This is a genomic window from Mesorhizobium sp. BE184, assembly GCF_031457045.1.
Taxonomy (GTDB): Bacteria; Pseudomonadota; Alphaproteobacteria; order Rhizobiales; family Rhizobiaceae; genus Mesorhizobium.
The window spans coordinates 411,165-436,052 of record NZ_JAVDVU010000002.1 but is presented as its reverse complement, the minus strand read 5'-3'; the positions used below and the strand labels follow the sequence as shown (position 1 = coordinate 436,052).

Sequence of the window (24,888 nt, the reverse complement as noted above, 5' to 3'; positions counted from 1 at the left end):
AAACGCTAATGGGGTCTGCCTGGGCTTGGCCGGCAGCAAATGCCGAGGCTATCAGCACAAACACAATGCAAAGAAAATTTTGGACCGCGGCGACTTTGCCCGTTCGCAGCTTTGAAATCGTCATACTTCCCCGCATGGCCATTTTCTGGCTGCCCAACTCGCGAGGAGGGTTTCCGATTTCCGAAACCTTGAATACCTGTCATATAACAGGGGTGCCGCGCGGCGAGGTCAGCCTGTGACATGTGGGCAACAGCCCGAGCCAGCCTGGATTCAATCGGCGCGATGCAGCGGCAGGGTCGAATTGATCAATGCAACTAGTTCGCCTTGACGGTGCGTGCCGGTCTTTCGAAAAATCTGCTCGAGGTAATGGCGCGCCGTCGTCATACGGATGTTCTGCTCCGCCGCTGCCTGCTTGAGCGCCACACCCGTCGCAAGTGCGGCTGCCAGCTTGGCTTCCGCAGGTGCGAGATCGAACAGGCCGGACAGCAACGTGGGAGACGGGACGATGTTGCTCGCATTGACGGCCGTGGCCGCCACGAGAATATCCGCGCCCGAAAAAATATCGTGGGCGCTGCGACGCAACGGCATTATGTGTATCACGAGCGGACCGGCCTCCTTAGGTCTGACAGGGATGGAGCGCACCACCGGCTCAGCGGCATGGCTCGACGCTTCAATAGCCTTCCTAAAAAGTCCGTTGGCGGCTACGTCAGCGATTGCCATGCCGCCAAAGGACTTCGGCAGGAATACCGAAGTCATGCTGTCAAACAGGTCGTTCGAAGCCCGCACGCACCCATTGCCGGAAAGCACGGCAACAGGTAGTCCGATAGCCTGCAAAGCCGAGGCAGTTGCTTGTGCCTGCCGCAGGCCCAGGCGCGCCGCCATCAGCCCGGCACGCGCAAGATGGGGACGAAAGCTGTCTAACAAACGGATAGAACGGCGATCATAGGCGCCGTCCTTCGTCCATCGCTGAAATACGAATGTAACGAGTTCCCCGCTTGGCATGGGCACAGCCGCGCAGACATGCTGGCCAATCCCAAATGCTCTGAGTTTCGACCGCACTGGGTCTTCCTCAACTTCGTCGGCGGTCATAAAATCCTCTACGGCAACGAAGCTCGTTGGCTGCAGGGCGCGCATGCGTTGAATTCCGCCGGAAGACCGCCATGTGTCGCCGGCCAGAAACTCTTCGAAAAGATGGCGAACGTTCTCTTGGGCGCTGCCTCTTACCGGAGACTCATCGCTGAACAGGCAAATCGCGCCGCTTGCGGAGGCCGACAAATCGCTGATTGCAGCCAGTACTTGCGGCCATTCGTCCGGTACAAAGGCGGCTTCGTAGATGCGATCGACGAGTTGGTTCGGCATGGATCAAGACCCGTGTATCTCGTCAGGGATAGCAGAAACAGATTGAGTTACATATTCGGGATGCCTCGTGCCTCGGCTTTGCCTGCGTCGGGCCTTGAGTTGCCCGCCTTGTTCCGCGGCAGCGATGAAATGGCGACAGCAGCACATACCTATTTGGAGGATTTGCCGTCACTCAAAAAGGCCGGGATTGTCCGACTCGATCTGCGGCAGGTCGGTCAGGATGCCGTTCAGATGAACCCGCATTGCATCGGCGGCGGCGTCCGCGTCCTTCCCGTCGATCGCCATAACGATCTTTTCGTGCTGGCCGATCAGATTGCCCATTGAGGCCGGATTGCGAAGCTGCAGGTTGCAGACCCGGTCCATATGCGCCTTGATGTCGGAAATCGCATTCCAGGCGAGCGCACAACCGGCGCCTTCGGCGATGGCGATATGAAACTGCTCATCCTCCTTGCGGAACCAGTTGTGGTCGTGCGCCTCCATGGCGCTTCGCTGCCGCGCCAGAATGCCGTCGAGCTTGCGCCTAGTCCAGGCGTCGAAGTTTTCGCTGGCGCGCCGGGCGACCGCGGTTTCGATCACCTCGCGCACAAAACGCGCCTCCATCATCTGGCGCGCTGAAATCTTGACCACGACGGTCCCGCGGTTGGGCCGGATATCCACCAGCTTGGATTTTCCAAGTGCGATCAACGCTTCCCGGACCGGCTGGCGCGATACGCCCATGCGGGTGGCGATGTCCTGCTCGGAAAGGCGCGAGCCGGGCGCAAAATCCAGGCGAATGATCGCCTCGCGCAGGTCCCGCTCGACCTGCGCCGCGGTCGATTCTCCGGTCTCGATTTTCAGTATCTCAAGGTTCATGCGTGTTGCCGCCAGCTCAACGTTGACATCAGTTTAGAACCACCATACAGTACCATACAATTCAAGACCAACACAAACCCGGCGCTCGACAAGCTGGGTTAGCATGGAAGGGCCGGGACACATCGTCCGGTTGATTGATGACAGCATATCCTAACTTCATAGTGCCGGATTCTAGTGATCCGCGCCTGCAGAGTAAATCCCGCTACAGGATGCTGATCGACGGCCGGTCCGTCGACGCCGTGTCGGGCAAGACGATCGACCGGGTAAGTCCGGGTCATGCTGGCGTTGTAGTCGGCACCTGGCCGGATGCTTCGGCCGACGATGTGCGTACCGCGGTCGCGGCCGCACGCCGCGCGTTCGACACCGGGCCATGGCCACGCATGTCCGGCGCCGAACGGTCCCGCCTCATGTTCAGGACGGCCGAGCTGATCCTCGCGCATGTCGAGGAGATCGCGCTGATTGAGAGCCTCGAAGTTGGCAAGCCGATCGCCCAGGCGCGCGGCGAGATCACCTTCTGCGCCGACCTCTGGTCCTATGCCGCGGGCCAGGCCCGGGCGCTGGAGGGTCAGACCCACAACAATATCGGCGATAATCGCCTCGGGCTGGTGCTGCGGGAGCCGATCGGCGTCGTCGGCATCATAACGCCTTGGAATTTCCCCTTCATCATCGCGTCGGAACGGGTTCCCTGGGCGATCGGCGGCGGTTGCACCGTCGTGCTGAAGCCATCCGAATTCACATCCGGCACGTCGATCCGCATGGCCGAACTGGCGCGCGAGGCAGGCATCCCCGACGGCGTGTTCAATGTCGTCACTGGCTATGGCGATCCGGCTGGCCAGGTTCTGGCCGAGGAACCCGGCACTGATATGATCGCCTTCACTGGTTCGACCCGCGTCGGCATCAAGCTCGGCGAGATCGCCGCACGCAGCGTCAAGCGCGTCGGCCTCGAACTTGGTGGCAAGGGACCGCAGATCGTCTTCGCCGACGCCGACCTCGACGCGGCGGCCGATGGCATTGCCTATGGCGTCTACCACAATGCCGGCCAATGCTGCATTTCAGGCAGCCGGCTGATCGTGCAGGATTCCATCCGCGACGCGTTGCTCGAACGGCTGCTCGATATTTCCCGAAAAGTCACGTTCGGCGATCCGCTGAGCGAGCGGACGAAGATCGGCGCCATGATTTCCGAAGCCCATGCGGCCAAGGTGCATTCTTACGTCGAAACTGGCCAGGCCTCCGGAGCGGAACTGCTGCTGGGGGGCACGCGTGTGGGTGACGGAGCCGGGCTCTATTATGCGCCAACTATATTTGGCGGCGTCACTTCCGACATGTCGATCGCGCGTGACGAAATCTTCGGTCCGGTGCTTGCAACCATGACCTTCAAGACAGCGGACGAGGCCGTTGCGCTCGCCAATGCCTCGGAGTTCGGCCTGTCGGCCAGCGTCTGGTCCACCAGTCTCGAAACCGCGCTTCAGAGCATCCGCCGTATTCGCGCCGGACGCTGCTGGATCAACAGCGTCATTGACGGCACGCCGGAACTGCCGATCGGGGGCTACAAGAAAAGCGGCCTCGGGCGCGAGCTGGGGCGCTACGGTTTTGACGAATACTCACAGTTCAAGGGCATCCACGTGACGCTCGGACGGCCGGATCCCTGGTTCGGGTGATGGTTTTCTCGTGAATTGAGAGGGAGGAAATCCCGGCTGGCGCGATCTTTGGTCAGAGCTCGCCAGCCGAGATACGGGTCTTTCGACCCGATTGCATATCCAAAGGGAGGACACGCAAATGAAATCGACAAAACTGGCAGCCGCAATGCTTGCGGCCTGCACCGCCACGGCTTGGACTTCAATTGCTTCGGCCGCCGACGTCAAGGCGACGATGATCATCTACCTGGACCCAAGCGTCCAGTTCTTCAATCCGGTCGTCAAAGGCGCCCAGGACGCCGCCGCGCAGTTCGGCGTGGATCTCGACGTGCAGTATGCCAACAACGATCCGGTCCGCCAGAACGACCTGATCGAAGCTGCGACGGCGGCCGGCGTCGATGGCATCGCGGTGGCGATCTCCAGCTCCGACGCCTTCGACAACAGCATCTGCAACGCCACCAAGGCCGGCATCATCGTCATCGGCTTCAACAATGACGATCTGGAAGGCGCAAAAGGCAACTGCCGTCAGGCCTATGTCGGCATGAACGAATTCGCCTCCGGCTACGAACTCGGCCAGCGCATGATCGAGAAGTTCGGGCTGAAGGAAGGCGATGTCGTCTTCAATCCGCGCGAAATTCCGGAGGCCAGCTTCGCGGTGGCGCGCGGCGGCGGCATCGAAAAGGCGATGAGCGAAAAGGGCATCAAGGTCGAGACCGTGAAGTCCGGCCTCGATCTCGCCGAGGCGCGCAACATCATGGCGCAGTTCCTGATCGCCAACAAGAACGTCAAGGCGCTGTTCGGAACCGGATCGGTCACCTCGACGGTCGGTGCCGGCGCTATCAAGGATGCCGGCGTCGACATTCCCTTCGGCGGCTTCGACCTCGCGGTGGAAATCGTCAACGCGGTTGAATCGGGCGCCATGTTCGCGACGATGGACCAGCAGCCCTATCTCCAGGGCTTCTATCCGATCGCCCAGATCGCGCTGGCCAAGAAGTATGGCCTGACCCCCACCGATATCGACACCGGCCAGGGCGCGTTCCTCGACAAGGATCGCATCGGCGCCGTCAAGCCGCTGATCGGCACCTACCGCTAGCCCTTCTCAACCGGACCCTCCGGATATGCCGGAGGGTCCCTTGCGCCGGATCCCAGATGTCCTCACCATCACCCAGCTCCGCTCCGGCGGCTTCCGCCGTCGCCCCGCGCCGCGTGCGGACGCAGTCGCCGTTCAGACGCCTGCTCGTCGCGCCCGCCGGCGCCATCCTGGTCGCTTTTCTTGCCTTGCAGGTCATCTGCATCATCTATGCGCTGATCAATCCGGACGAGTTTCGCTACCTCTCTTCCCAGAACCTGACGATCCTGATGAAGGCGATCCCGGTGCTGGGCTGCTTGGCGCTTGGCGTCGGCGTCCTGATGATCGCCGGCGAATTCGATCTGTCGGTCGGGTCGGTCTATACGCTGACCGCGATCGTCATGGCCGTGCAGGTAAATGCCGGCTGGACCCCGTTCCTGGCCGCGCCGATAGCGATCCTGATCGGCGTCCTTATCGGCGTCCTGCATGGGACGATCACGCTGAAGGCGAGGCTGCCCTCGTTCATCGTGACGCTCGGAGGCCTGCTGTTCTGGCGCGGCGCGGTGCTGCTCTACAACGGCGCCGTGCAGGTTCGTTTCGATCCCGGCCCGATCTTCCAGGGCCTGTTCAGCGGCACCTTCCTCGGCATCAACGCGGCCTTCTGGTGGTTCCTGGTCCTGTCGCTCGCCTTCTATGGTCTGCTGCATCGCCACCGCTTCGGCAACCACGTCTTCGCCACCGGCGGCAACCAGGCGGCGGCCACCGCGATCGGCATCAACACCAATCGGGTCAAGATCATCGCCTTCGCCATCGCCGGCGGCATGGCGGCATTCGCCGGCATCCTTGCGACCGTGCGCGTCGGCAGCGTCCAGCCAGGCCAGGGCGTCGGCATCGAACTGCAGGCCATCGCCGCCTGCGTCATCGGCGGCGTCTCGCTGACCGGTGGGCGCGGCTCGATTCTCGGCATTTTCCTCGGCGCCATGCTGATCCACACCATCACCGATGTGCTCCTGCTCCTGCGCGCGCCGGGTTTCTATCTCGACATGTTCATCGCCGTGCTGATCGTCGGCGCGGCCGCTTTCAACAGCCTCATCGAACGCAAGGGCGCCGGTTGATGTCGACTCCGATCCTGGAACTGCACAACATCTGCAAAAGCTTCGGGGCGCTCGACGCTCTGCGCAGCCTGAGTTTCCATATCGGCCAGGGCGAAGTGATCGGCCTGCTCGGCGACAATGGCGCGGGCAAGTCGACCGCCGTCAACCTGATATCCGGCATCCACAAGCCGACCTCGGGACATCTCAGCGTCGACGGCAAGCAGACGCTCTTCACCTGCCGCATGGACTCGGCCGAAGCCGGCATCGAAACGATCTACCAGAACACCGCGCTCGTGGATTCGTTGTCGATCACCCGCAACATATTCATGGGTCGCGAGCGCTGCTCAGGCGGCGGTTTCCTCAAGCTGTCCGATATGCGGGAGATCGCCATGGAGGTCCTGCAGAGCGCCGTGCACATATCGGGCATCGACTCGCCGGACATGCTGGTCGGTGAATTGTCCGGTGGCCAGAAACAGGCCGTCGCGATCGCCCGCGCCGTCTTCTTTAAGCGACGCATCCTGATGCTCGACGAGCCGACGTCGGCGCTGTCGGTGCGCGAAACGGAGGCGCTGCTCAACCAGGTGCTGAGGCTCAAGGCCGAGAACGTCTCGAGCGTGTTCGTCACCCACAATCTCTATCACGCCTACCAGGTGTGCGACCGCTTTGTAATCATGAGCCATGGGACGAAGGTCTTCGACGTGGCGAAGGCCGATACGTCGATCAGCCAGCTGACCGAATATGTCGTTCTGACCTGACAGCCCGGTTCTTCAGAAAAGGCAATGCAAGTGAGGATTTCCGTGAACATACGCCAGGTCATCGGCCCCGAAGACGCCGCCCGACGCGACACAAGTGGATTGCGGGACGCCTTCCTGATCGAAGACCTGTTCCACCCCGGAGATATCAATCTCACCTACAGCCATCTCGATCGAATGATCGTCGGGGGTATCATTCCACTGGCGCAGCGACTGACTATCGACCACGTGAAGGAAACCGGTACCGAGCGTTTTCTCGAACGGCGCGAGGCCGCCATTCTCAACATTGGCGCTCCAGGCGTCGTGACGGCCGGCGGCATCGATTATCCGCTTGGCTTCCAGGAAGCGCTCTATGTCGGGATGGGCGAGGGTCCGCTCACCTTCGCAAGCGATGACGCGGACAATCCCGCGCGCTTCTACCTACTCAGCGCACCGGCGCATCGTACCTGCCCGTCGGTTCTGATCACGCTCGACATGGCCAAGAAGGTGCGCACCGGCTCCGCCGAGGAGGCCAACGCCCGCACCATCAACCAATATGTGCATCCGGATGTCTGCGAAAGCTGCCAGTTGCTGGTGGGGCTCACCATCTTCGAACCCGGCTCGGTGTGGAACACCATGCCGGCGCACGTGCACGACCGGCGCATGGAGGTCTATCTCTATTTCGGCATGGAGGAGGCGACGCGGATATTCCATTTCATGGGCGAACCGCACGAGACACGGCATCTCGTGGTCAAGAATCATGAAGCGGTGCTGTCCCCCGGCTGGTCCATTCATTCCGGCGCCGGCACCGGGCGGTACTCCTTTATCTGGGCGATGGCCGGTGACAATATGAGCTTCACGGACATGGACAAGGTTCCGATGGACAGTTTGCGATGAACCTGTTCGATCTTTCCGGCCGCTGCGCCATCGTCACCGGCGCCAATACGGGTATCGGACGGGCGATCGCCGCAGGGCTTGCCAGGGCCGGCGCCGACATCATAGGCGTCGGGCGTTCGTCGATGGACGAAACGGCAGCATCCATATCTTCGACTGGTCGGGTTTTTCACGCGTTGAACGCCGATCTTTCCAGGGTCGAGGCGGCGCGGGATGTCGTCGCTCAGGCGCGGGCATTGGGCGCGAAGCCGGATATCCTGGTCAACAATGCCGGGATCATAAGACGCGCCGATACGGTCGACTTTACCGAAGCGGATTGGGATGCCGTGATCGATACAAATCTGAAATCGGTGTTCTTCCTTTGCCAGGCGTTTGCGAAGGCGGTCCTGGATGACGGCATTCCGGCAAAGATCATCAACGTCGCCTCCCTCCTGTCCTTCCAGGGCGGTATTCGCGTGGCCTCCTACACGGCGTCGAAAAGCGGTATTGCCGGATTGACCCGGCTGATGGCCAACGAGTGGGCAGTCCGCAACATCAACGTCAATGCCATCGCCCCCGGTTATGTCGAGACCAACAACACGCAGGCCCTGCGCGCCGATGCCGAGCGCCATGCCGATATTCTCAAACGCATACCGGCAGGGCGTTGGGCGCAGCCGGACGATATGGCGGGGGCCGCCATCTTCCTCGCCTCGCGCGCCTCGGATTATGTCCACGGCACGATTTTGCCTGTCGATGGCGGGTGGCTGGCGCGATGACCAAGGACAAGCTCTTGCCTACATTCTATTCCCTCCCGGAAGATCTGGTCTGGACCGAACTGGCGCCCGGCAACCGCCGTGCGGTCTTGTCGGCGCGGCCGGAATTGATGCTGGTCGCCTTCAGCTTCGAAAAGGGCGCCGTCGGCGCGCTGCATTCCCATCCGCATACGCAAGTCAGCTATGTTGCTGAGGGCGCCTTCCTGGTCACGGTGGATGACGTGACGAAGACGCTGAGGGCCGGCAGCAGCTTCATGGTCGCACCGAACCTTCTGCACGGCGTTCTCGCGCTCGAAAGGGGATTGCTGATCGACACCTTCACGCCGTGCAGGGATGATTTCATCTCGCGGTGATCCTTCATCAGCCCGGCAGGGATGGTGGGCGTCCGGTCATCATCCACGCGCGTTCAGCTGCCGACGCTTGCCCCTGCCGGTGAATTCTTGCCGAGTATCGTCGATACCGGGCCTTGCACAATATCTCGTTGGCCTGCCGAAGCGTCGGTTCTCCCGCTCCAGAGCCTTTAGCTTCTCGGCAGCCTCGGATGCTTCGGCTTGCCCTTGTGCCTACGGACTTTGTCGCGATCGGCATTCAGTGGTTTATCCAGATGCCCAGGGATATTCTCGGGCCCTCGGCCTTTGCCGATTTTCGGCCCTGCCTGCCAATCTGAGCCACGGGCCCCTTCGGCAGGCTTGATGACGATGCCCGGCTGAATGGCGCCAGGCCGTCTGATCTGCCCCGCGAAATCGGCCGCCCTGTCGGCTGCGATCTCGAAGCGCGTCTCCGTGTCGTCGATTCTGATCGAGCCGACATCGCGCTTCGACACGCCGCCAGCCTTGCAAATCATCGGCAACAGCCATTTTGGATCGGCGCGCTGCTTGCGTCCGAGCGACAAGGTGAACCAGACGCCACCCTCCATATCGGATTTCCGAGGTTCTCGCGCCTTCACGGAGCCGCGTTCGTCCTCGACTCGGCCGCCTCGTTTGAGCTTTCCTGCCTGCATGGTTGCGACGGGCAGCGGAGAAATATCCTCCGGCACCGGGCGGGCGGCAAGCTGTTGGCGCAAGAAGACAACGGCAATCCGTTCCGGGGAGGCCTTTTCAAGCAGTTCCGCCACGAACGCCGCCTCCACCTCGTCTGGCTCAGCGGTGGAAACCGCCGTATCAAGGATTTGCCTGCGATAGCGCGCCTCGATCTCGATAAAGGAGGGGGCGGCGCGCACAATGGCCGACAGCTTGGCAAGTGTCAGGACGCGCTGGGCTGCGATGCGCCTGTTCTCGGGCACGATAAGTACGCAAATCCCCTTGCGGCCTGCGCGCCCGGTTCGGCCGGAGCGGTGGAGCAGCGTCGCCGGATTGCTTGGCACATCCGCGTGGATCACCAGATCAAGGTTCGGCAGGTCGATGCCGCGCGCCGCGACATCGGTCGCCACACAGACATGCGCACGACCGTCGCGCATGGACTGCAAGGCGTTCGATCGCTCCGACTGCGCCATCTCTCCCGACAGGGAAACGACCGAGAAGCCGCGATTGGCAAGCCGGGCGGACAGGTGCCGCACCGCCTCGCGAGTGTGGCAGAATACCAGCGCACTCGCGCTGTCGGAATCGAGCAACGTATTGATAACGGCATGTTCGCGCTCGTCACGCCGAACCAGCATCATCTGATATTCGATATCGGCGTGCTGCTCGGTAGAAGCTGTGGCCGCGATGCGCACCGCGTCCTTCTGGAAACTCCTGGCCAGTTCCGCGATCCCGCGAGGGACTGTCGCCGAAAACAGCAGCGTCCGGCGCTCTTGTGGCGCCGCGCCGAGAATAAATTCAAGGTCCTCGCGGAAACCCAGGTCCAGCATCTCGTCGGCCTCGTCGAGGACGATCGCACGGATCGCGCCGAGATCGAGCGTCCCCTTGTTGATGTGGTCGCGCAGGCGGCCGGGCGTGCCGACGACAAGATGTGCACCGCGCTCCAAGGCACGGCGTTCCGTACGCATATCCATGCCACCGACACAGGTCGCGGTCTGGACGTACGTCGCGGCATAGAGCCAATCCAGTTCCCGCTGCACCTGGATCGCAAGTTCGCGTGTCGGCGCGATAACCAGTCCGAGAGGACGCTCAGCCGCCTTGAATTTTTCGGTATTGCCCAAAAGCGTCGAGGCGATCGCGATGCCGAAAGCGACCGTCTTGCCGGAGCCGGTTTGTGCCGAAACCAGAAGGTCGGCGTCGCCATGACCGCCGTTCGCCATCTCCATCTGGACCGGCGTCAACTGGGTGTAGCCCTTCGCTTTCAGTGCAAAAGCGAGGTCTGGGTGGATGGCATTCGGAAAGGAAAATGTCTCGTTGGCAGGCGTCATGGTCGCGGTCTCTGTTTGAAGCCGCATATCATGATAGCTGCCCGGGCGCCTAATGACGTTCGTGGGCCTCTCCTAAGAAACTGACACCGATCGTCCAATGACGCTTGTGTTGCCGTCGCTTTGCATCTGCTCTGCGATCGAAAATTCGTTGCCGAAGGTCGTGGTTCTGACGCCACCAGAGCCAAATCGCCAAATTAAAGATGTCACTTATAAGTTATTTTAACAATATATAACAAGCAAAGACTCAGTTTTTATTTTTATAATTAAGTCAAACATCTCTTGCGGTAAGAAATAAAAAACTTTTTAAATACTTATAATTAACTGATCCGGTTAAGTCGTACAGGAGATATTTTGAATGGCGCAAGAATTATCTCAAGGATTATCGTCGAGCGCCTATCTTTTGAGAGCCAACCAGGTTACCTTGGCAATGTCGCATCCGTTCGCGGCTTCAGAAGATATCGAGAATCCGGCCACTCCACGACTGCCTCGTTATCCGGCGCGTCGTGAGGGTTCTAGCTATCGCGCCCGACACGAAGGCAAGGGCTCAATGCTCTTGAGTTCGATACTTGGTCGCTAACGAATTTTAGGCGGGCCTCTCGTCGACCGCAAGCAATAGGAGTTCATTTGATGATTACCTATGTCAAAAATCCTGATCTGACGCCCACGGCCAAAGATACCGAACAAAATCGCTTCGAAACCATCCGCAAGGCGGCCGCCGATCGGCACAAGAAAGCAGACACCGACGGCGCCCGGCGGCGGTCTCGCCAGACGGTTGAGGACAACCGCCTCCGATAAATGGGTAGTGCGCCCGCTTGTATGCAGTCATATGGCTTCTGCCTGCCGGCCTTTCGCGTGGCGGCCGCTCACGCATGGAGAACTGACCGTTGTCGTTGACGCAATCCGCCACTTCCATCTGCCCGTTTGCGGACAACCAACGGTCTTGGCCAGCGGTTCTCGCCAGGTATCGGCAGCCGCGCAGGGCGCGTAGCCTTCTTGAACTCACACTCACACTTTTCCCCTTTATCGGCTTTTGGGCACTGGCCGTAATGACGGTGCATCATGGCTTTTGGTGGGGGATGGCGCTAACGGTTCCCGCGGCTGGCTTCCTGCTTCGACTATTCATGATTCAGCACGATTGCGGTCACGGCTCCTTCTTCGCTAACCGCAGGGCGGATGACTGGACCGGTCGCCTGATCGGCGCCCTGACGTTCACGCCTTATGATTATTGGCGCCGGGCGCACGCGGTGCATCATGCCTCTGCCGGCAATCTCGACGAGCGCGGCGTTGGCGACATCACCACGCTGACGGTAGCCGAGTACCGGCAGATGTCGTGCTTGCGCAAGCTCGGCTACAGGCTCTACCGCAATCCAGCCGTGATGTTCGGCATTGGCCCCATCTGGCTTTTCCTGTTCAAGCAAAGACTACCTTTCGGCATGATGCGATCAGGGCTGGAGCCATGGGTCTCGACGATGACGACCAATCTGGCGATCCTGGTTCTGGCTTTCGGCCCCATCTGGTTTGTAGGACTTGCGCCGGTCATGCTGGTGCAGTTGCCGATCGTGGTGTTGGCAGGATCGGCGGGCATCTGGCTGTTTTATATCCAGCATCAGTTCGAGGAAACGCACTGGTCGCAAAGTTCGCAATGGCAATTCCAGGACGCCGCTTTGCACGGCTCCTCGTATTACGTGCTGCCCTTCGGCCTGCGATGGCTGACCGCCAACATCGGCATTCATCACGTCCACCATCTATCGAGCAGAGTGCCATATTATCGGCTTCCGGAAGTACTTCGCGACTATCCGGAGCTGCGGGACGTCGGTCGCATTACCGTCATGGAGAGCTTTCGCTGCGTCAAGCTCGTCCTGTGGGATGAACAGGCCCAGCGCCTCGTTTCGTTTCGTGACATGCGCGCCATGCCGTCTCAATGAGAAACATCTCGCCACTATGACGAATATTGACATGGCTGCAGGCGCCGGGTCAGCGGATTGGCAATGCCGCCACGATGGTCGGTGATGATGGGCGCTTGCAGCCATCGCCGGTCTGTCAGGCATTTGCCGAGCTGAGACCTGGAGCAAAGCGCTTCTTTAGCGTGACGTCCTTAAGCACCCGGCGCAAATGCGCGCCGGGTGTCTGTTCGGGCGATTATTTCGCAGCCCACTTGTCCATCTGCCACGAAGGCAGGCCACGCAGATCCTGAGCGGAGGTATCGGTAAAGCCCTTTTCGTCCGGCACCTTGCCGCTCGCCTCGTAGACCTTGGCAAGCAAGGGCGCCGATTTCGCGAAGCCTGCCTTGACCTGCTCCCAGCTCAACGGAGCGTCGATCTGCTTGCCTTCAACCATGAAATTCGAGATCTGCAGGATTGCGGCCGCGTCGCCCTCGGTCGGCCAGATCCAGCCGCGGCGGAACAGAACCTCGTCCTCGACGACCTTGGCGCCGAGCTCGGACGGCAGGCCCCAATATTTGTTGACCATGTCGGAGACGGCAGCCGGTTTTTCCTTGCCGAGTGCGACCAGCGCCCGCTGGGCGGCGACCAGGAAGGCCTGGCCGATCGGGGCGTCGTCGGTCACGATGCGGTCCGAGCAGATCCAGAACGAGCGGTGCAGGTAATAGCCATCCGGATAGAATTTCGACTTCTTGACGCTCTCGAGCAGATGTCCCGCGCCTTCGCCGGCGGGGCCGCTATAACCGTCCTCGGTATAGCCGAATGAATTCATGATGCCCTTGACGCCGATCTCGGCCTTGGCCTTGAGGAAGGCCGGATAAATGGCGATGGCGGCATCCATGCCCTGCGGCACCGATGCGGCCTGCGCCTGCGTCGGCGTGTTGACGATGGTGATGCCGAAGGCCTTCGGATCGGCATTGCCGGTCTCGTAGAGCAACATCTGCGAAAGGGCGTTGTAGGGATCGCCGCCGACCAGCGCGCCGACCGTCTTGCCCTTCAGGTCCTGGATCGTCTTGATGTCGGAGTCCGCGCGCGTGCACAGCACCATGCGCAGGTGGCCTTCGCCTACCGTCAGGATATTGATGGGTTGCTGCTGTGCCAGAAGCCTGACGATCGGGGTGTTGCCCCACATGCCGATATCGAGGTCGCCGGACAGGAAGGCTTCGACCATCGGCAGGGCTGACGGGTAGTCGCGCCAGTCGACTTCCAGCTCGTAGCCGAGTTCGCTTGCTGCCTGTTCGAGCATCTTGTCGGCGATCATCTTTTGCGTGATCGGCGAATTTCCGGCAGCAAATGGCTGGCGCCCTACGGAAACCTTGGCTTTCTTCCCAGCCTGGGCCCGCCCGATCGAAGGCAGCGCGAGCATGCTGGCGGCGCCAGCCATGAAGTGCCGCCGGTTGAGGCGGAATGGATTCAACACAGTCATCAGTCTTCCTCCCTTGGTTTCATTTCATCGTTGCGCGATAGGCTTCTTCGCGGATCAGTTCCCAGATCTCCTGGGACAGTTCGGCAAACCTTGCGGATTTGCGCGTTTCGCCATTGCGTGGCCGTGGCAGGTCGATATCGACGATCGCTTTCAGCCTTCCCGGATGGCTGCTGAGGACGACGACGCGATCGGCAAGAAACACGGCCTCGTCGATGCCATGCGTGACGAACATGACGGTCCTGCGCGTCTCCTGCGCTGTATCCTGACCCCAGATACGAAGCAGCTCTTCCTGCAAAATGATGCGGGTCTGCGCGTCCAGCGCGGCCAGCGGCTCGTCCATCAGCAGGATGTCGGGCTGGTTGGCGACCAGCCGGCCAAGCGCGACGCGCTGGCGCATGCCACCGGACAACTGGTGCGGATACTTGTTCTCGGCGCCGGAAAGACCAACGAGCGCGATCGCGTCATCTACCCGCTTGCGGCGCGCTTCGCTGGAGACGCCCTGGCCGGGCTTGCCGTAGAGCAGGCCGAATTCGATGTTGCCGCGCACGGTGCGCCAGGGAAACAGCGCATAATCCTGGAACATCACGCCGCGCTCGGCGCCCGGTCCGGAAATCGCGACGCCGTCGAGCAGGATTTGTCCCGAAGAGGGACTATCGAGCCCGGCGAGCATATTGAGGACCGTCGTCTTGCCGCAGCCCGAGGGTCCTACGACGGCGAGGAACTCGCCGGCACGGATATCGAAACTGAGGTCGGACAAAGCAACGAAAGCGTTGTTTACGTGCCCGAAGCTTTTGTTGACGCCCTTCAACGCGATCTTCGGCATCATCGTGCGTTACTCCATGGGGTGATGAAGGTCAGGCAGAGGCTGACCAGCCGGTCGAGGCAAAAAGCGACAACGCCAACCGCCGCCATGCACACGACGATGCCGCTGAGCTGGATGCTGTAGGCGTAGAAGACGAACATCATCTGGCCGATGCCGCCGCTGCTGCCTGACTTCGCGCCGACCGCCAGCTCCGCCGCGATGATGGCGGTCCAGGCGACGCCAAGGGCGATCCTCATGCCGACCAGGATTGACGGCATCGCTGCCGGAAGCAGCACCGCATGAAGGCGGGTGAAGGGCGAGAGGCCCATGGTGTGGGCGGCGCGCAGAAGCGAAGGCTCGACATTCTTGACGCCGGAGATCGTGTTGACCAGCACCGGGAAGAAGGCCGCGTAAGCGACGATGGCGATTGCCGCGGTGTTCCCCGTGCCGAGCCAGAGAATGACCAGCGGCAGGATGGCGATGGCGGCGACCGGCCGGAAGGATTCGACCACAGGATCGAGATTGCGCTCGACCGAACGGACCGCGCCCATGACGAGGCCGAGCGGCACGGCGACAAGGCAGGCAACGACGAAGCCCGCAAGCACCCGCACGATGCTTGTCGAAAGACCCGCCAGCAATTCTCCGCTGGCGATGAGTTCGCCCGCCGCAACGAAGACCGTGGAGGGGCTTGGGGCGCGCGGACTGCCGGAGAGCCGGACCAACACCTCCCACAAGACAAGCAGTCCGACGGGGGACATGAGGCGGATGGCAAGCCACTTCATGGCAGCACCCGGTCGCGGGACCACGGAGTGAGCCAGGTTTCGGCCAGACGCAGCAGCTTGTCGGTCAGGGACCCGAGAATACCGATGACCACGATGAAGGCGATGACGTGGTCCGTCGCCAGCATGGAGCGGAAATATTCGATGGCATATCCGAGACCGCTGGGTGCTCCGACCAGTTCCGCGGCCACCACGGCCGTCCAGGCCGCGGCCACGGCAAGCCGCAGCGAGACGATGATGGAGGGCAGGGCGCTCGGCAGGACGACATGCAGCACCAGCGGCATCCCGGTCACGCCCATGGTACGGGCGGCGGCGAGCAGGCGCCGGTCGGTGCCGCGCACGCCTGCGGCGGTTCCAATGATCAGCGGAAACAACGCCGTATAGAACATGATGAAAACCGGCAGTGTGTTGCCGATGCCGAACATGAAAAGAGCGAGCGGTATCCAGGCGATGCCGGCGATCGGCCGCAACAGCTCGATCGGCAGCTCGAACGCATCTTCCCAACTGCGGCTAAGTCCGATCACCAGTCCCAGCGGCAGACCGATCACCGCGGCCGCCAGCATTGCCACGACAAGCCGCAACAGGCTCGTGAACGCATGGAAGGCGAGGTCGCCGTCCCGAGCGGCATCGAGCAGGGCCCAAAAGACACTCGTCGGCGACGGAAGCAGGAGACGGTTGGAAATGAGCATTGCGCCGACGAACCAGATCCCGATAAAAATCAGCATCGTCCGGAAATAGACGAGAACGCCGTGGGCTCTGGCGTTGCGCGGGCGGTGGCTCGCGGTGGCTGTCCGCACGATCTCGCTCACAGATGCGCCCCGCCGGTTGCCTCGAGATTTGCGCCGGTGATGTAGCTGCCCGCGTCCGAGCACAGGAGCAGCGCCGCCGCCGCCATTTCTTCGGGCCTTCCGGCGCGTCCGAGAGGCGAAAACCGCTCCTGGATGTCGTGCCAGACCTTGGCGTCCTGCCGACGCCAGCGATTGCGTTCCGTCGCTATGAGGCCGGGCGCCAGATTGTTGACAGTGACGCCGTAGCGGGCGTTGTCCCGCGCGAGGTTCATCGCCAAATTTGTCTGGGCGCTCTTGAGCGCCGCGTAGACCGGTTGATCGGCGTCCGGCTTCATCTCGTTGATGCTGCCGATGGTCAGGATGCGTCCCCAACCCTGTTCCCGCATTCCTGGCAGCGCCGCCTGCAGCAGTTCCAGCGTCGCGAGGAAGTTGATGCGGACCTGCCGCTCCATCTCCTCCATGGGATAGTCGTCAAAGGGTATGCGCTTTTGCACCGACGCGCAGACGACCACCACATCGATGCCTGAAAGCGCGGCGCGGGCGGCTTCGACGCAGCGTCTCGCCTCGCCGGTAACGGAGAAGTCCGCCTCGACTGCGACCCCTCGGTGCCCGCGTGCCTCGATCTCCCCGACAACGGTGGCGGCGGCATCGGGCAGGCCGAATGCCGCGTCGGCTGCCGCGGAATAATGCACGGCAATGTCGGCGCCGGCTTCGGCAAAGGCCAGGACGATGTCGCGGCCGATGCTGACGCTTCCCCCCGTCACGAGCGCGCGTCGGCCCTCCATGGAAAAGCGGCGCGCCAGCCGCCGGGCGTTGGACGTCGCGATATCGGTTTCGTCTTGCGCCATCATCGTGCCCTGAGGCTGACAAGGTTATGGACGTGCACATGCTCGCCCTTCACAACCGGCGCGGTGAGTTCACCAATGATCTCGCCATATTTGCGGACGCGATGACCGGCCGTCATATCGTGCATCGCCACCTTGTGGCCGGTTGGCAGCGCCGTTCGGATGTCGACCAGGCAAATGTCCGCGCCATTGAGCGTCCGGATGCGTTCGCCGGCGGCAACGTCGCGCAGGACGACGGCGATATCGTCGTCCTTGTGCAGGACCAGCGCATCGGGCCGTTCATTGTGCGCCGAACCGGTCATTGCGCGAGACGCACCGTGACGCCCGCCTCGTCCTCGCGGAGCTTGAGGACGGCGCCGACGTCCTTGTTGGCCAGCCCCCGCGCCATCGCCTCGGCCAATGCTTCAAGCGTCGCCGAGCCGACCGGGGTGGAAACGCCCAATTCCTGGTTCATCCCGATGGCGAGCCGGCAGTCCTTGTGGGCCAGCTTCACCATGAAGCCAGGCTCGAAATCGCCCTTCAGGGCGCGAGCGTGCATGGCAATGGCGAGCTGATTGTTCCAGGCCATGGTCGTCTTCAGCACGCTGATCATCGTGTCGAGCGTGAGGCCGGCCTTCCGCCCGGCAACCAGCGCTTCGGAACTCGCAGTGATCAGAACGCTTGCCAGCAAGTTGTTGACGAGCTTCATGGCCTGTCCCATGCCGAGTTCGCCACAGCGGATGAGATCCTGGCCCATGAGGCGCAGGATGGGTTCTACCCGGGTGATGACCGCATCCTCGCCGCCAAGCATGAGCGTGGAGGTGCCGGCGATCGCCTGGTCGACCGTCTTGCCGACGGGAGAATCGATCATGTCGACGCCCTTTTGCCTGAAGCGAGCCCCGATCCGCCGCGTCGTGGCGGGATCGATCGTGCTCATGTCGACATAGACAGAGCCTGGCCGGATGTTTTCAAGAATGCCTCCGTCACCGGTCGCAGCGGCCTCGACGTCGGGAGCGTCGGGCAACATGGTGAAGACGATTTCGGCAGATTTTGCTGCCTCGGCGATGGACGCCGCGGCTCTGGCGCCATGCCCGACCAGTTTCGCGACCGACTTCGGATTCAGGTCGAATACGATGAGATCGTGACCACCTTTCAAAAGGTTCGTCGCCATCGGTGCGCCCATGGTGCCGAGCCCGATAAAGCCAATCGTCGTCATCACGTTCTTCCTGTCTTGTTAGGCGTTCGATCTTTGATCAAACCTTCGTCCACTAGAGAGACCCGAGAATCCGCGTCGGCACTTCCAGCCCTTCCTTCAGCACCTCGCCCCATGTCAGCTTGCCGTTGCAAACTTCGACCAGGGAAGCCACCAAACGCGATCCGGCATCGGCGATGCTCTCAACACCCAAAAACGTGTCGCCGGCATCGAAATCGATCTGCTCGCGCAGGCGCGCCGTTGTCGCCGGTTGCGCGGTAATCTTGAGGGTAGGGGCGATGGCGTTGGTGAAGCTGTTGCCGGGGCCTGTGGTGAAGAGCATGATCTGGGCTCCAGCGGCGGCGAACCCGGTCAGCGACTCGGGGGAGAAGGACGGACCATCCATGGCGTGGACGCCCGCTCCAACCGGCTTTTCTCCGACCGAAACCAGGCTCTGGATCGGCCGCGTGCCCGATTTGACGATTGCGCCCAGAGATTTCTCCTCAATGGTCGAGAGCCCGCCGCGAATGTTCTCTTCGCCCGGATTGTTGCCGGTAAGGCTTTTGCCGGATGACCGCGCCCATTGCTCCCGTCGCTCAACGGCGGCGACGATCGCCTCGGACAGTGCCGGTGTCTTCGCCCGCTTTGCCAGCAGATGCTCGGCGCCCAGCCATTCTATGGTCTCGCCCAGAATGATCGTCGCGCCGAGGTCGGCGAGCCGGTCGACGGCGGCGCCGACGACCAGGTTTCCCGCCACACCGGAGCTTGCGTCGGAATGGCCGCATTCAATCCCGATGATCAACTCGGAGATTGGGGCCTGTTCGCGCGGTTGATCGGATATCAGGCGGGCAAGCCGGGCGGCGCGGCGGATGCCAAGATCGACCAGCGCGAGCATGTCTTCCTGGGTCTCGGCGAATGTAACGACGTCACAGGGCTTGCCGATTTGGCTAATCCGCGCCGTGACGGCATCAGCGGACATCTGGTCGACACCGACGACGAGCACCGCGCCCACATTGGGGTTCTTCGCAAGACCGATGAGTTGGTTCATGTGAAGCGAGAAGTCGGGCTCGATCTGACCGCGTCCGGCATGGGTGGCCGCCAGCGTCGCGCCGAGAATGTTGGCGGCGATGCGTTCCGCGGCGCGTGCGGCCAGGCCGTTGATGCCCAGAACCAGCATATGGTTGCGGATACCGAATTGCCCGTCGGTCCGGCGATAGCCAAATATCTTCGCACCATCGACGTCCGACACCAACTCGTCTCCTGCCCTCGGTCCTCAATCTACAAATTGGACAATATTTGATCAAAAAATATCATGCAAGAGCAGAAATTGACAATTTCCAGTGGCTATGCATGCTGGATTTGCTCAAATCGGGATTTGGCATGGCAAGAACATCCGACATCGGACAGCAAATGCGGAATGACATAATCGCCGGCGCTCTGCCCTTTGGGGCCCGCCTGCGGATCGATGAACTGGCGCACCGCTACGGCGTCAGCCATATGCCGGTCCGGGAAGCATTGCGTGTCCTGCATGGCGAGGGGCTTGTCGTCATCGAGCCGAACCGCGGCGCCCGTGTCCAGTCAATGGACCGCGGCTTCATCGAGGATCTCTTTGACATTCGCAGCGCTATCGAAACCATGCTCGCCAAGCGCGCGGCCGAGCGCCGCACGCAAGCCGATATCGCGAACCTGCAGGCGATCGAGGACGAACTCGAAGCGCGGGTCCATCGCGGCGACTATTTGATCGTGCCGGAGGCGAACAAGAACTTCCACAGTGCAATCAACGATGCTGCGGGCAATCCGGGAGCGCTGTCGATCGTCGAGCGCCACTGGCTTCTGATGGCGGCGCTCTGGCAACGTCTCGGCGTCGAGGAAGGACGCTTTCCTATCGTGATCGATGATCATCGGCAGCTGATCCGCGCCATCGAGCGGCGCGATGCGACATCGGCCTCCGTGCTGATGGGCGCTCACATAGAACGCGCCAAGCACGATCTCCTTGACCGGTTCCATGAGTTCGAGCAGCGCACGGGAGCGGCCGCGTGACCGCGACGACAGATGGCGACGTCGCGCCTGTCGTCCACAATGAAGATATTTTGGGAGAGAGCCCGTTTTGGGACTGGCGGACCGGGTACCTCTATTGGGTGGATCTTCGCAAGCCTGCGTTGCACCGCCTCGACCCGGCCACCGGGGTTGTTCAAAGTTGGGGGATGCCGAGCTTTGTCGGCTGTGTGGTGGGACGCCGCTCCGGCGGAGTGGTCGTGGGGCTTGCCGACGGGCTCTACGCCTTTGTGCCGGAAAACGGCGGCTTGTCGCGTCTGTTGCCGCTGGAGGCCGATGTCGCGGACCATCGATTGAACGACGCCAAGTGTGATGCGCAGGGGGCGTTGTGGATCGGAACGATGCGGGATTTCGGCCGTGCGCCGACTGGCAGCCTCTATCGTATTGCGCCGGATCTGTCGGTTTCGGTCATACGGCGCGACGTGTCCGTCCCGAACGCCATCTGTTTTTCTCCCGACGGCGGAACGCTGTATTTTACCGACAGCCGCCTTGGGAAACTTGAAAGTGCGACGCTCGATGCCCGGCGGCAAGGCGTGGCTCAGTGGAAGACCATCCTTTCCGCAAGCCGTTTCCCGGGAAGTCCCGACGGCGCCACTGTCGATGCGGAAGGTCTGATCTGGCATGCGCGCTACGGCGGTGGCGCCATTGTCCGGCTGGCGTCCGACGGCCGTATCGACCGCGAACTCAAGCTGCCTGTTTCGCAGCCGACGTCCTGCGCTTTTGGCGGTCCGGATCTCTCGACGCTTTACGTCACGACCGCGCGCCAGGGGTTGTCAGCCGCGCAATTGGCTTGCGAACCGCTGGCCGGGGCGCTGTTCGCTGTCAGGCTTGAAGTCCAGGGCAGGCGCGAGCCGCTGTTCGGCGGCTGATCGGTCAGCGCAGACGCCGGGAACGAAGCGGCATCATTTCCGGGACTGGTTGGCAAGGCCGGAATTGGGCGTAGACGACTTCAAGGCGCATAAATTGTATCTGGCGCAATTGCAAACGGGAGGGTCGTTTACCGCAGATGCGCGTTTGGGGAACGGGAGTGCAAAGCATCTACACCCTGGCGTTGGAGGCCATCGCGGTAGGCCGCAATCTCTCTGGCGTCATTGACAGCCATGGCTTTGGCGAGACCGTAGATTTGGAACGGCTTGCCACGGAGGGCGAACTCGACGTGCCGGTCCGCCATCCCGACCCTGCGCATATGATCCTATCGGGAACCGGGACTCACACACTTGGGTTCGGTGTCCACCCGGGACACGATGCATTCAGCGGCCAACGGCGTCGGCCTGAACGACACCATGAATATGTTTCGCATGGGGCTGGAAAAATGGAAAGCCGGGCGCCGTTATGCCCGACGCTTGTCAGTGCAGCTGGTCTGGGGAGTTCGAAACTCTTCGGGCGCACCAATTCCGCTTATAACTTTAAACAAATGTGAGGGAAGGGCTTTGCCTTTCCTGTCGTGAGGCTGGTTGCAATCTTGAGTCCTTGTTTTGACGCGATCTCGCAGATCGACCATCATCGTTTCGAGGGACAATGGGAATTGGTTACCTCAGTCGGCTTTAGAATCCGCTGCAACCTTGGTTTCTGGCCGAAGAATCCGCTGTCCGCCGCCGTTGTGATTTCTCCGACCACCTCGTAATCCAAATCCAAATTCATCCCGAAGTGGTGAATGACCGTGGGGGAGATGCTGTGCGATCCTCCAGGCTCGACGAGGAGCCACGCCGCTTCGCGTTCAGTACAGGGCACGCGCGCCAACGCCTCTTCGGCCACCCGATCGCTGCCAGGGTAGCCGCCGATTATCCACGCCTCGCCGATGGGTTTGGCGCCGATTGTGTAGAGCACAGTCGGCGAGTGGCCCGTCAGATCGATCATCGGCGTACCGGCAGTGAAACCCGAATGTTCGCTCAATTTGGCAATTTCGTTGAAATACCGCGCAAAACCGTCATCGAGAAGGAGTTTGCTGCCGCCGACATTCGTCACCTGGGTGTTGAGACGCAGCGGTTGCGGTTGCCGGTAGGGAGCCTCCGAGGCGGCATAGGCAGCAAGAAACGCAACCATCTGGCACAGCATCGCGACGGGCAGAAGGGGGCGCCATGAACCCACCCGCTCCACGACGAGCAGCAGCAGGGGTACAACCGAGGCCACCCAGAACAGGCCGGCCGCCACCGAACGGCTCCAATAGTTGTCGGCCGTCCCGAAGACGAAAGCGTAGGGCAACATCAGCAAGGCGATTGACAGCGCCAGACGCCGCACGACCGCCTTGGAGAATATCTCGCCGCGGATCAGCACAAGGCATGCCACCGCCGCTCCAAGTGGTATGGAAAGCATGATCTTGGCGTCGAAATCGGCCGGGCGAATGTTCGGCAGCCATAGTCCGAAGATCAAAGCGAGCTCAAACAAGGCCACGGCGGCCGGTACAAGAAAGCCGAGTATGATCACTGCCCGATTTCTCGATGCGCAGAGGCAGACGCCAACGAATGTCGTTAGGGTGCCGATCGCAAAACCGATCTTTGCCTTCGGAGCGAGCCCGAACTTCTCCCACCTGAAAAGGGTTTGCGCTTGACCGCTGCCGAGAGCGTCGAAGCTCGTGAGGCCAGCCTTGAGCCGCCAATATGTACCCTGAGGGGACCCGTCGATGAGCAGGGACGCTATCAGGAGCAACAGGGCGGCGGTGAGCACGGACACTGATGCCATGCGCACGTTGAACTTCCCGGCAGCGGGAATGTACAGGGCGACAAGCACTGCGAGGGCCGCCGCCGTCGATGGCTTTGCCAGGAAAGCAAGCGCACCGCCGATACCGATCGTTGCCCAGCCAACGACACTAACCCTGGAGGGTTGTCGATCGGCCAGAACGATCCCGGCCGCCACGATCGTCACGGCCTGCAGGGTCAAGCCATTGTAGCTTGGCGTAACCAGCCAATAGTAAAAGAAGGAGAACGATCCGGCCGCCATTGCCGCGGTGATGATGGTGCGTACCCACGCGGGCATGGCGTCTGGTCTGACTGGATGGCGGAAAAGCAGAGCGGCGCAAAAAACCCAAGCAAATCCAAATGTGAGGACGATGTTGGCTTGACGCAGCAGGACGATGTCCCCACCCAACAGCCGGTAGATCGGATGGTAGACGAAACCGAACAGCGTGACTGAAACCGGATAAGTCCCGGGAGCAGCGATCCAGTTTAGGTAAAAACCTTCGTCGGTGATGTCGATGCCACGGCGGGCAAGCAGCAGCATCCAAGCCACAACGGCCAAGGTCGCCAACCCCGACAAAATCAGAGCGACAAAGTCGGCGGTGGAACGATTTTTTGAATTCACGGCAAGGCTCGGCTGCGCTGTCGGGGTCTATAACGCAAAAAAGCCCTGCTGACGCAAGCCAGCGGGGCTTTGGTGTTTAAGGGTGGAGCTGCCAGATTGCGCTTTGTCGGATACCATCGAGGACGATAATCTTGTTCATAGCCTCAAGGCTCGCGACCGCTCAGGCGGCGTCGACTGTATCCAGCAGGCCGGTGAGGTAGGCTTTGTAACTGCCATTCGGATAGGTCGCGATCGTCGCCCGCAACTGCCCGGACGTCACAAAACCCTTGCGTAGCGCCACCTCTTCGGGACAGGCGATGCGCATGGCGGCTCTTTTTTCCAGCACACGGACAAGCTGGCCGGCTTCGAACAGGTCGTCCGGCGTGCCGCCGTCCAGCCATGCGATGCCTCGCATTATCCGTTCTACATAAAGCTCGCCAAGTTCCAGATAGGCCCGATTGATGTCGGTGATCTCAAGCTCGCCCCGCCCCGAGCGGACCTGTTGCGCTGCGATAGTGGCGACACGATTGTCGTAGAAATAAAGTCCTGGGACAGCGAGTTGCGAACCCGGATGGGTCGGCTTTTCAATCAGCGAAACGGCCCGCCCATGGTCGCCAAGCGTAACCACGCCGAAGCTCGAGGCGTCAGCGACTTCATAACCGTAAATGGTCGCGCCGCGATCACGCGCCAGGCCGCGTTGCACCAGGCTCGTCAGCCCCGCGCCGTAGAAGATGTTGTCTCCCAAAATGAGCGCGACATTGCGCTCGCCGATATCCGGCTGGCAGATGCGAAAGCATTCCGCGATGCCGCCGGGGTTTTCCTGTACGCGCATCGTTATCGAAATGCCGAGATGCGAGCCGTCGCCAAGCAAGGCCTCGAATTGCGGGACATGCTCCGGCGAGGTGACAATGAAAAAGTCCCTGAGACCGCCCAGCATCAATGTTGTCAGCGGGAAATAGATCATCGGCTTGTCATAGACCGGCAGCAGATGCTTGTTGACGCTGCGGGTCAGTGGCTCAAGCCGCGAACCGGATCCGCCCGCCATGATGACCGCACACCAGTTGACCATCTTCTCTC

At 61.5% G+C, this 24,888-nt stretch carries 25 protein-coding genes; 12 read left to right on the top strand and 13 right to left on the bottom strand.

Going from position 1 to position 24,888, the window contains the following annotated elements; translation table 11 throughout:
- Window positions 1-270: 270 nt before the first annotated feature.
- Window positions 271-1,359 (bottom strand): helix-turn-helix transcriptional regulator, encoded by a 1,089-nt coding sequence (locus tag J2X35_RS10220; RefSeq protein WP_310184762.1) that lies wholly within the window; start codon window positions 1,357-1,359, stop codon window positions 271-273.
- A 168-nt stretch (window positions 1,360-1,527) separates the two neighbouring features.
- A complete protein-coding gene (locus J2X35_RS10215; protein WP_056114370.1) occupies window positions 1,528-2,211 on the bottom strand; it encodes a GntR family transcriptional regulator in 684 nt (227 codons plus the stop codon).
- Window positions 2,212-2,348: 137 nt separating this feature from the next.
- Here J2X35_RS10215 and J2X35_RS10210 point away from each other — a divergent pair, with 137 nt between their 5' ends.
- The 7 genes from J2X35_RS10210 (at window position 2,349) to J2X35_RS10180 (ending at window position 8,738) form a co-directional block, all read left to right on the top strand.
- Complete coding sequence (locus tag J2X35_RS10210) at window positions 2,349-3,869, top strand: aldehyde dehydrogenase family protein (protein WP_310184761.1); 1,521 nt, start codon at window positions 2,349-2,351, stop codon at window positions 3,867-3,869.
- A gap of 118 nt (window positions 3,870-3,987) precedes the next feature.
- A complete protein-coding gene (locus J2X35_RS10205) occupies window positions 3,988-4,938 on the top strand; it encodes a substrate-binding domain-containing protein (protein ID WP_056114376.1) in 951 nt (316 codons plus the stop codon).
- A 56-nt stretch (window positions 4,939-4,994) separates the two neighbouring features.
- Complete coding sequence (locus J2X35_RS10200; protein WP_082542507.1) at window positions 4,995-6,029, top strand: ABC transporter permease; 1,035 nt, start codon at window positions 4,995-4,997, stop codon at window positions 6,027-6,029.
- A complete protein-coding gene (locus J2X35_RS10195; protein ID WP_056114380.1) occupies window positions 6,029-6,763 on the top strand; it encodes an ATP-binding cassette domain-containing protein in 735 nt (244 codons plus the stop codon). Before J2X35_RS10200 ends, J2X35_RS10195 begins: the two co-directional genes overlap by 1 nt.
- Window positions 6,764-6,793: 30 nt before the next feature.
- Window positions 6,794-7,636: a 5-dehydro-4-deoxy-D-glucuronate isomerase gene (gene kduI / locus J2X35_RS10190; protein ID WP_056116402.1), complete on the top strand. Its 843-nt coding sequence runs from the start codon at window positions 6,794-6,796 to the stop codon at window positions 7,634-7,636.
- Window positions 7,633-8,388, top strand: coding sequence for a 2-dehydro-3-deoxy-D-gluconate 5-dehydrogenase KduD (gene kduD / locus J2X35_RS10185; RefSeq protein ID WP_310184760.1), 756 nt, complete (start codon window positions 7,633-7,635; stop codon window positions 8,386-8,388). Before kduI ends, kduD begins: the two co-directional genes overlap by 4 nt.
- A complete protein-coding gene (locus J2X35_RS10180; protein WP_310184759.1) occupies window positions 8,385-8,738 on the top strand; it encodes a cupin domain-containing protein in 354 nt (117 codons plus the stop codon). The genes kduD and J2X35_RS10180 overlap by 4 nt, the downstream gene beginning before the upstream one ends.
- Window positions 8,739-8,905: 167 nt before the next feature.
- On the opposite strand, the gene J2X35_RS10175 is transcribed toward J2X35_RS10180, so the two are convergent.
- Complete coding sequence (locus tag J2X35_RS10175; RefSeq protein WP_405023206.1) at window positions 8,906-10,756, bottom strand: DEAD/DEAH box helicase; 1,851 nt, start codon at window positions 10,754-10,756, stop codon at window positions 8,906-8,908.
- A 600-nt stretch (window positions 10,757-11,356) separates the two neighbouring features.
- Between J2X35_RS10175 and J2X35_RS10170 the strand changes: the two genes are divergently transcribed.
- Complete coding sequence (locus J2X35_RS10170; protein ID WP_310184757.1) at window positions 11,357-11,524, top strand: hypothetical protein; 168 nt, start codon at window positions 11,357-11,359, stop codon at window positions 11,522-11,524.
- A gap of 95 nt (window positions 11,525-11,619) precedes the next feature.
- Window positions 11,620-12,654: a fatty acid desaturase gene (locus J2X35_RS10165; protein ID WP_310184755.1), complete on the top strand. Its 1,035-nt coding sequence runs from the start codon at window positions 11,620-11,622 to the stop codon at window positions 12,652-12,654.
- A 214-nt stretch (window positions 12,655-12,868) separates the two neighbouring features.
- Here J2X35_RS10165 and J2X35_RS10160 read toward each other — a convergent pair whose 3' ends face one another.
- The 8 genes from J2X35_RS10160 to J2X35_RS10125 are packed head-to-tail and all read right to left on the bottom strand — an operon-like array spanning window position 12,869 to window position 19,729.
- A complete protein-coding gene (locus J2X35_RS10160; RefSeq protein ID WP_056114387.1) occupies window positions 12,869-14,095 on the bottom strand; it encodes an ABC transporter substrate-binding protein in 1,227 nt (408 codons plus the stop codon).
- A 19-nt stretch (window positions 14,096-14,114) separates the two neighbouring features.
- Complete coding sequence (locus J2X35_RS10155) at window positions 14,115-14,921, bottom strand: ABC transporter ATP-binding protein (RefSeq protein WP_056114390.1); 807 nt, start codon at window positions 14,919-14,921, stop codon at window positions 14,115-14,117.
- On the bottom strand, window positions 14,918-15,679 hold the full coding sequence (locus J2X35_RS10150; protein WP_310184753.1) for an ABC transporter permease: 762 nt from the start codon (window positions 15,677-15,679) through the stop codon (window positions 14,918-14,920). The genes J2X35_RS10155 and J2X35_RS10150 overlap by 4 nt, the downstream gene beginning before the upstream one ends.
- Window positions 15,676-16,485 (bottom strand): ABC transporter permease, encoded by an 810-nt coding sequence (locus J2X35_RS10145; RefSeq protein ID WP_310184751.1) that lies wholly within the window; start codon window positions 16,483-16,485, stop codon window positions 15,676-15,678. The genes J2X35_RS10150 and J2X35_RS10145 overlap by 4 nt, the downstream gene beginning before the upstream one ends.
- Window positions 16,482-17,312: an SDR family oxidoreductase gene (locus J2X35_RS10140; RefSeq protein WP_310184749.1), complete on the bottom strand. Its 831-nt coding sequence runs from the start codon at window positions 17,310-17,312 to the stop codon at window positions 16,482-16,484. Before J2X35_RS10140 ends, J2X35_RS10145 begins: the two co-directional genes overlap by 4 nt.
- A complete protein-coding gene (locus J2X35_RS10135; protein ID WP_056114402.1) occupies window positions 17,312-17,611 on the bottom strand; it encodes a UxaA family hydrolase in 300 nt (99 codons plus the stop codon). Before J2X35_RS10135 ends, J2X35_RS10140 begins: the two co-directional genes overlap by 1 nt.
- Window positions 17,608-18,504, bottom strand: coding sequence for an NAD(P)-dependent oxidoreductase (locus J2X35_RS10130; RefSeq protein ID WP_310184747.1), 897 nt, complete (start codon window positions 18,502-18,504; stop codon window positions 17,608-17,610). Before J2X35_RS10130 ends, J2X35_RS10135 begins: the two co-directional genes overlap by 4 nt.
- Before the next feature lie 52 nt (window positions 18,505-18,556).
- The gene (locus J2X35_RS10125; RefSeq protein ID WP_310184745.1) at window positions 18,557-19,729 is read right to left on the bottom strand and encodes a UxaA family hydrolase; all 1,173 of its coding nucleotides are present in this window, start codon (window positions 19,727-19,729) and stop codon (window positions 18,557-18,559) included.
- Between the two features lie 101 nt (window positions 19,730-19,830).
- Here J2X35_RS10125 and J2X35_RS10120 point away from each other — a divergent pair, with 101 nt between their 5' ends.
- From J2X35_RS10120 to J2X35_RS10110, 3 genes are all read left to right on the top strand, one after another.
- Window positions 19,831-20,520, top strand: coding sequence for a GntR family transcriptional regulator (locus J2X35_RS10120; RefSeq protein WP_056114414.1), 690 nt, complete (start codon window positions 19,831-19,833; stop codon window positions 20,518-20,520).
- Window positions 20,517-21,404, top strand: a complete 888-nt coding sequence (locus J2X35_RS10115; RefSeq protein WP_310184743.1) for an SMP-30/gluconolactonase/LRE family protein — start codon at window positions 20,517-20,519, stop codon at window positions 21,402-21,404. The genes J2X35_RS10120 and J2X35_RS10115 overlap by 4 nt, the downstream gene beginning before the upstream one ends.
- 158 nt (window positions 21,405-21,562) lie before the next feature.
- A complete protein-coding gene (locus J2X35_RS10110; RefSeq protein ID WP_310184741.1) occupies window positions 21,563-21,955 on the top strand; it encodes a hypothetical protein in 393 nt (130 codons plus the stop codon).
- A gap of 80 nt (window positions 21,956-22,035) precedes the next feature.
- Here J2X35_RS10110 and J2X35_RS10105 read toward each other — a convergent pair whose 3' ends face one another.
- Both J2X35_RS10105 and J2X35_RS10100 read right to left on the bottom strand, forming a co-directional pair.
- Window positions 22,036-23,832: a hypothetical protein gene (locus J2X35_RS10105; protein ID WP_310184739.1), complete on the bottom strand. Its 1,797-nt coding sequence runs from the start codon at window positions 23,830-23,832 to the stop codon at window positions 22,036-22,038.
- 160 nt (window positions 23,833-23,992) lie between these two features.
- Window positions 23,993-24,880: a sugar phosphate nucleotidyltransferase gene (locus tag J2X35_RS10100; RefSeq protein WP_310184737.1), complete on the bottom strand. Its 888-nt coding sequence runs from the start codon at window positions 24,878-24,880 to the stop codon at window positions 23,993-23,995.
- Between the last annotated feature and the right edge of the window lie 8 nt (window positions 24,881-24,888).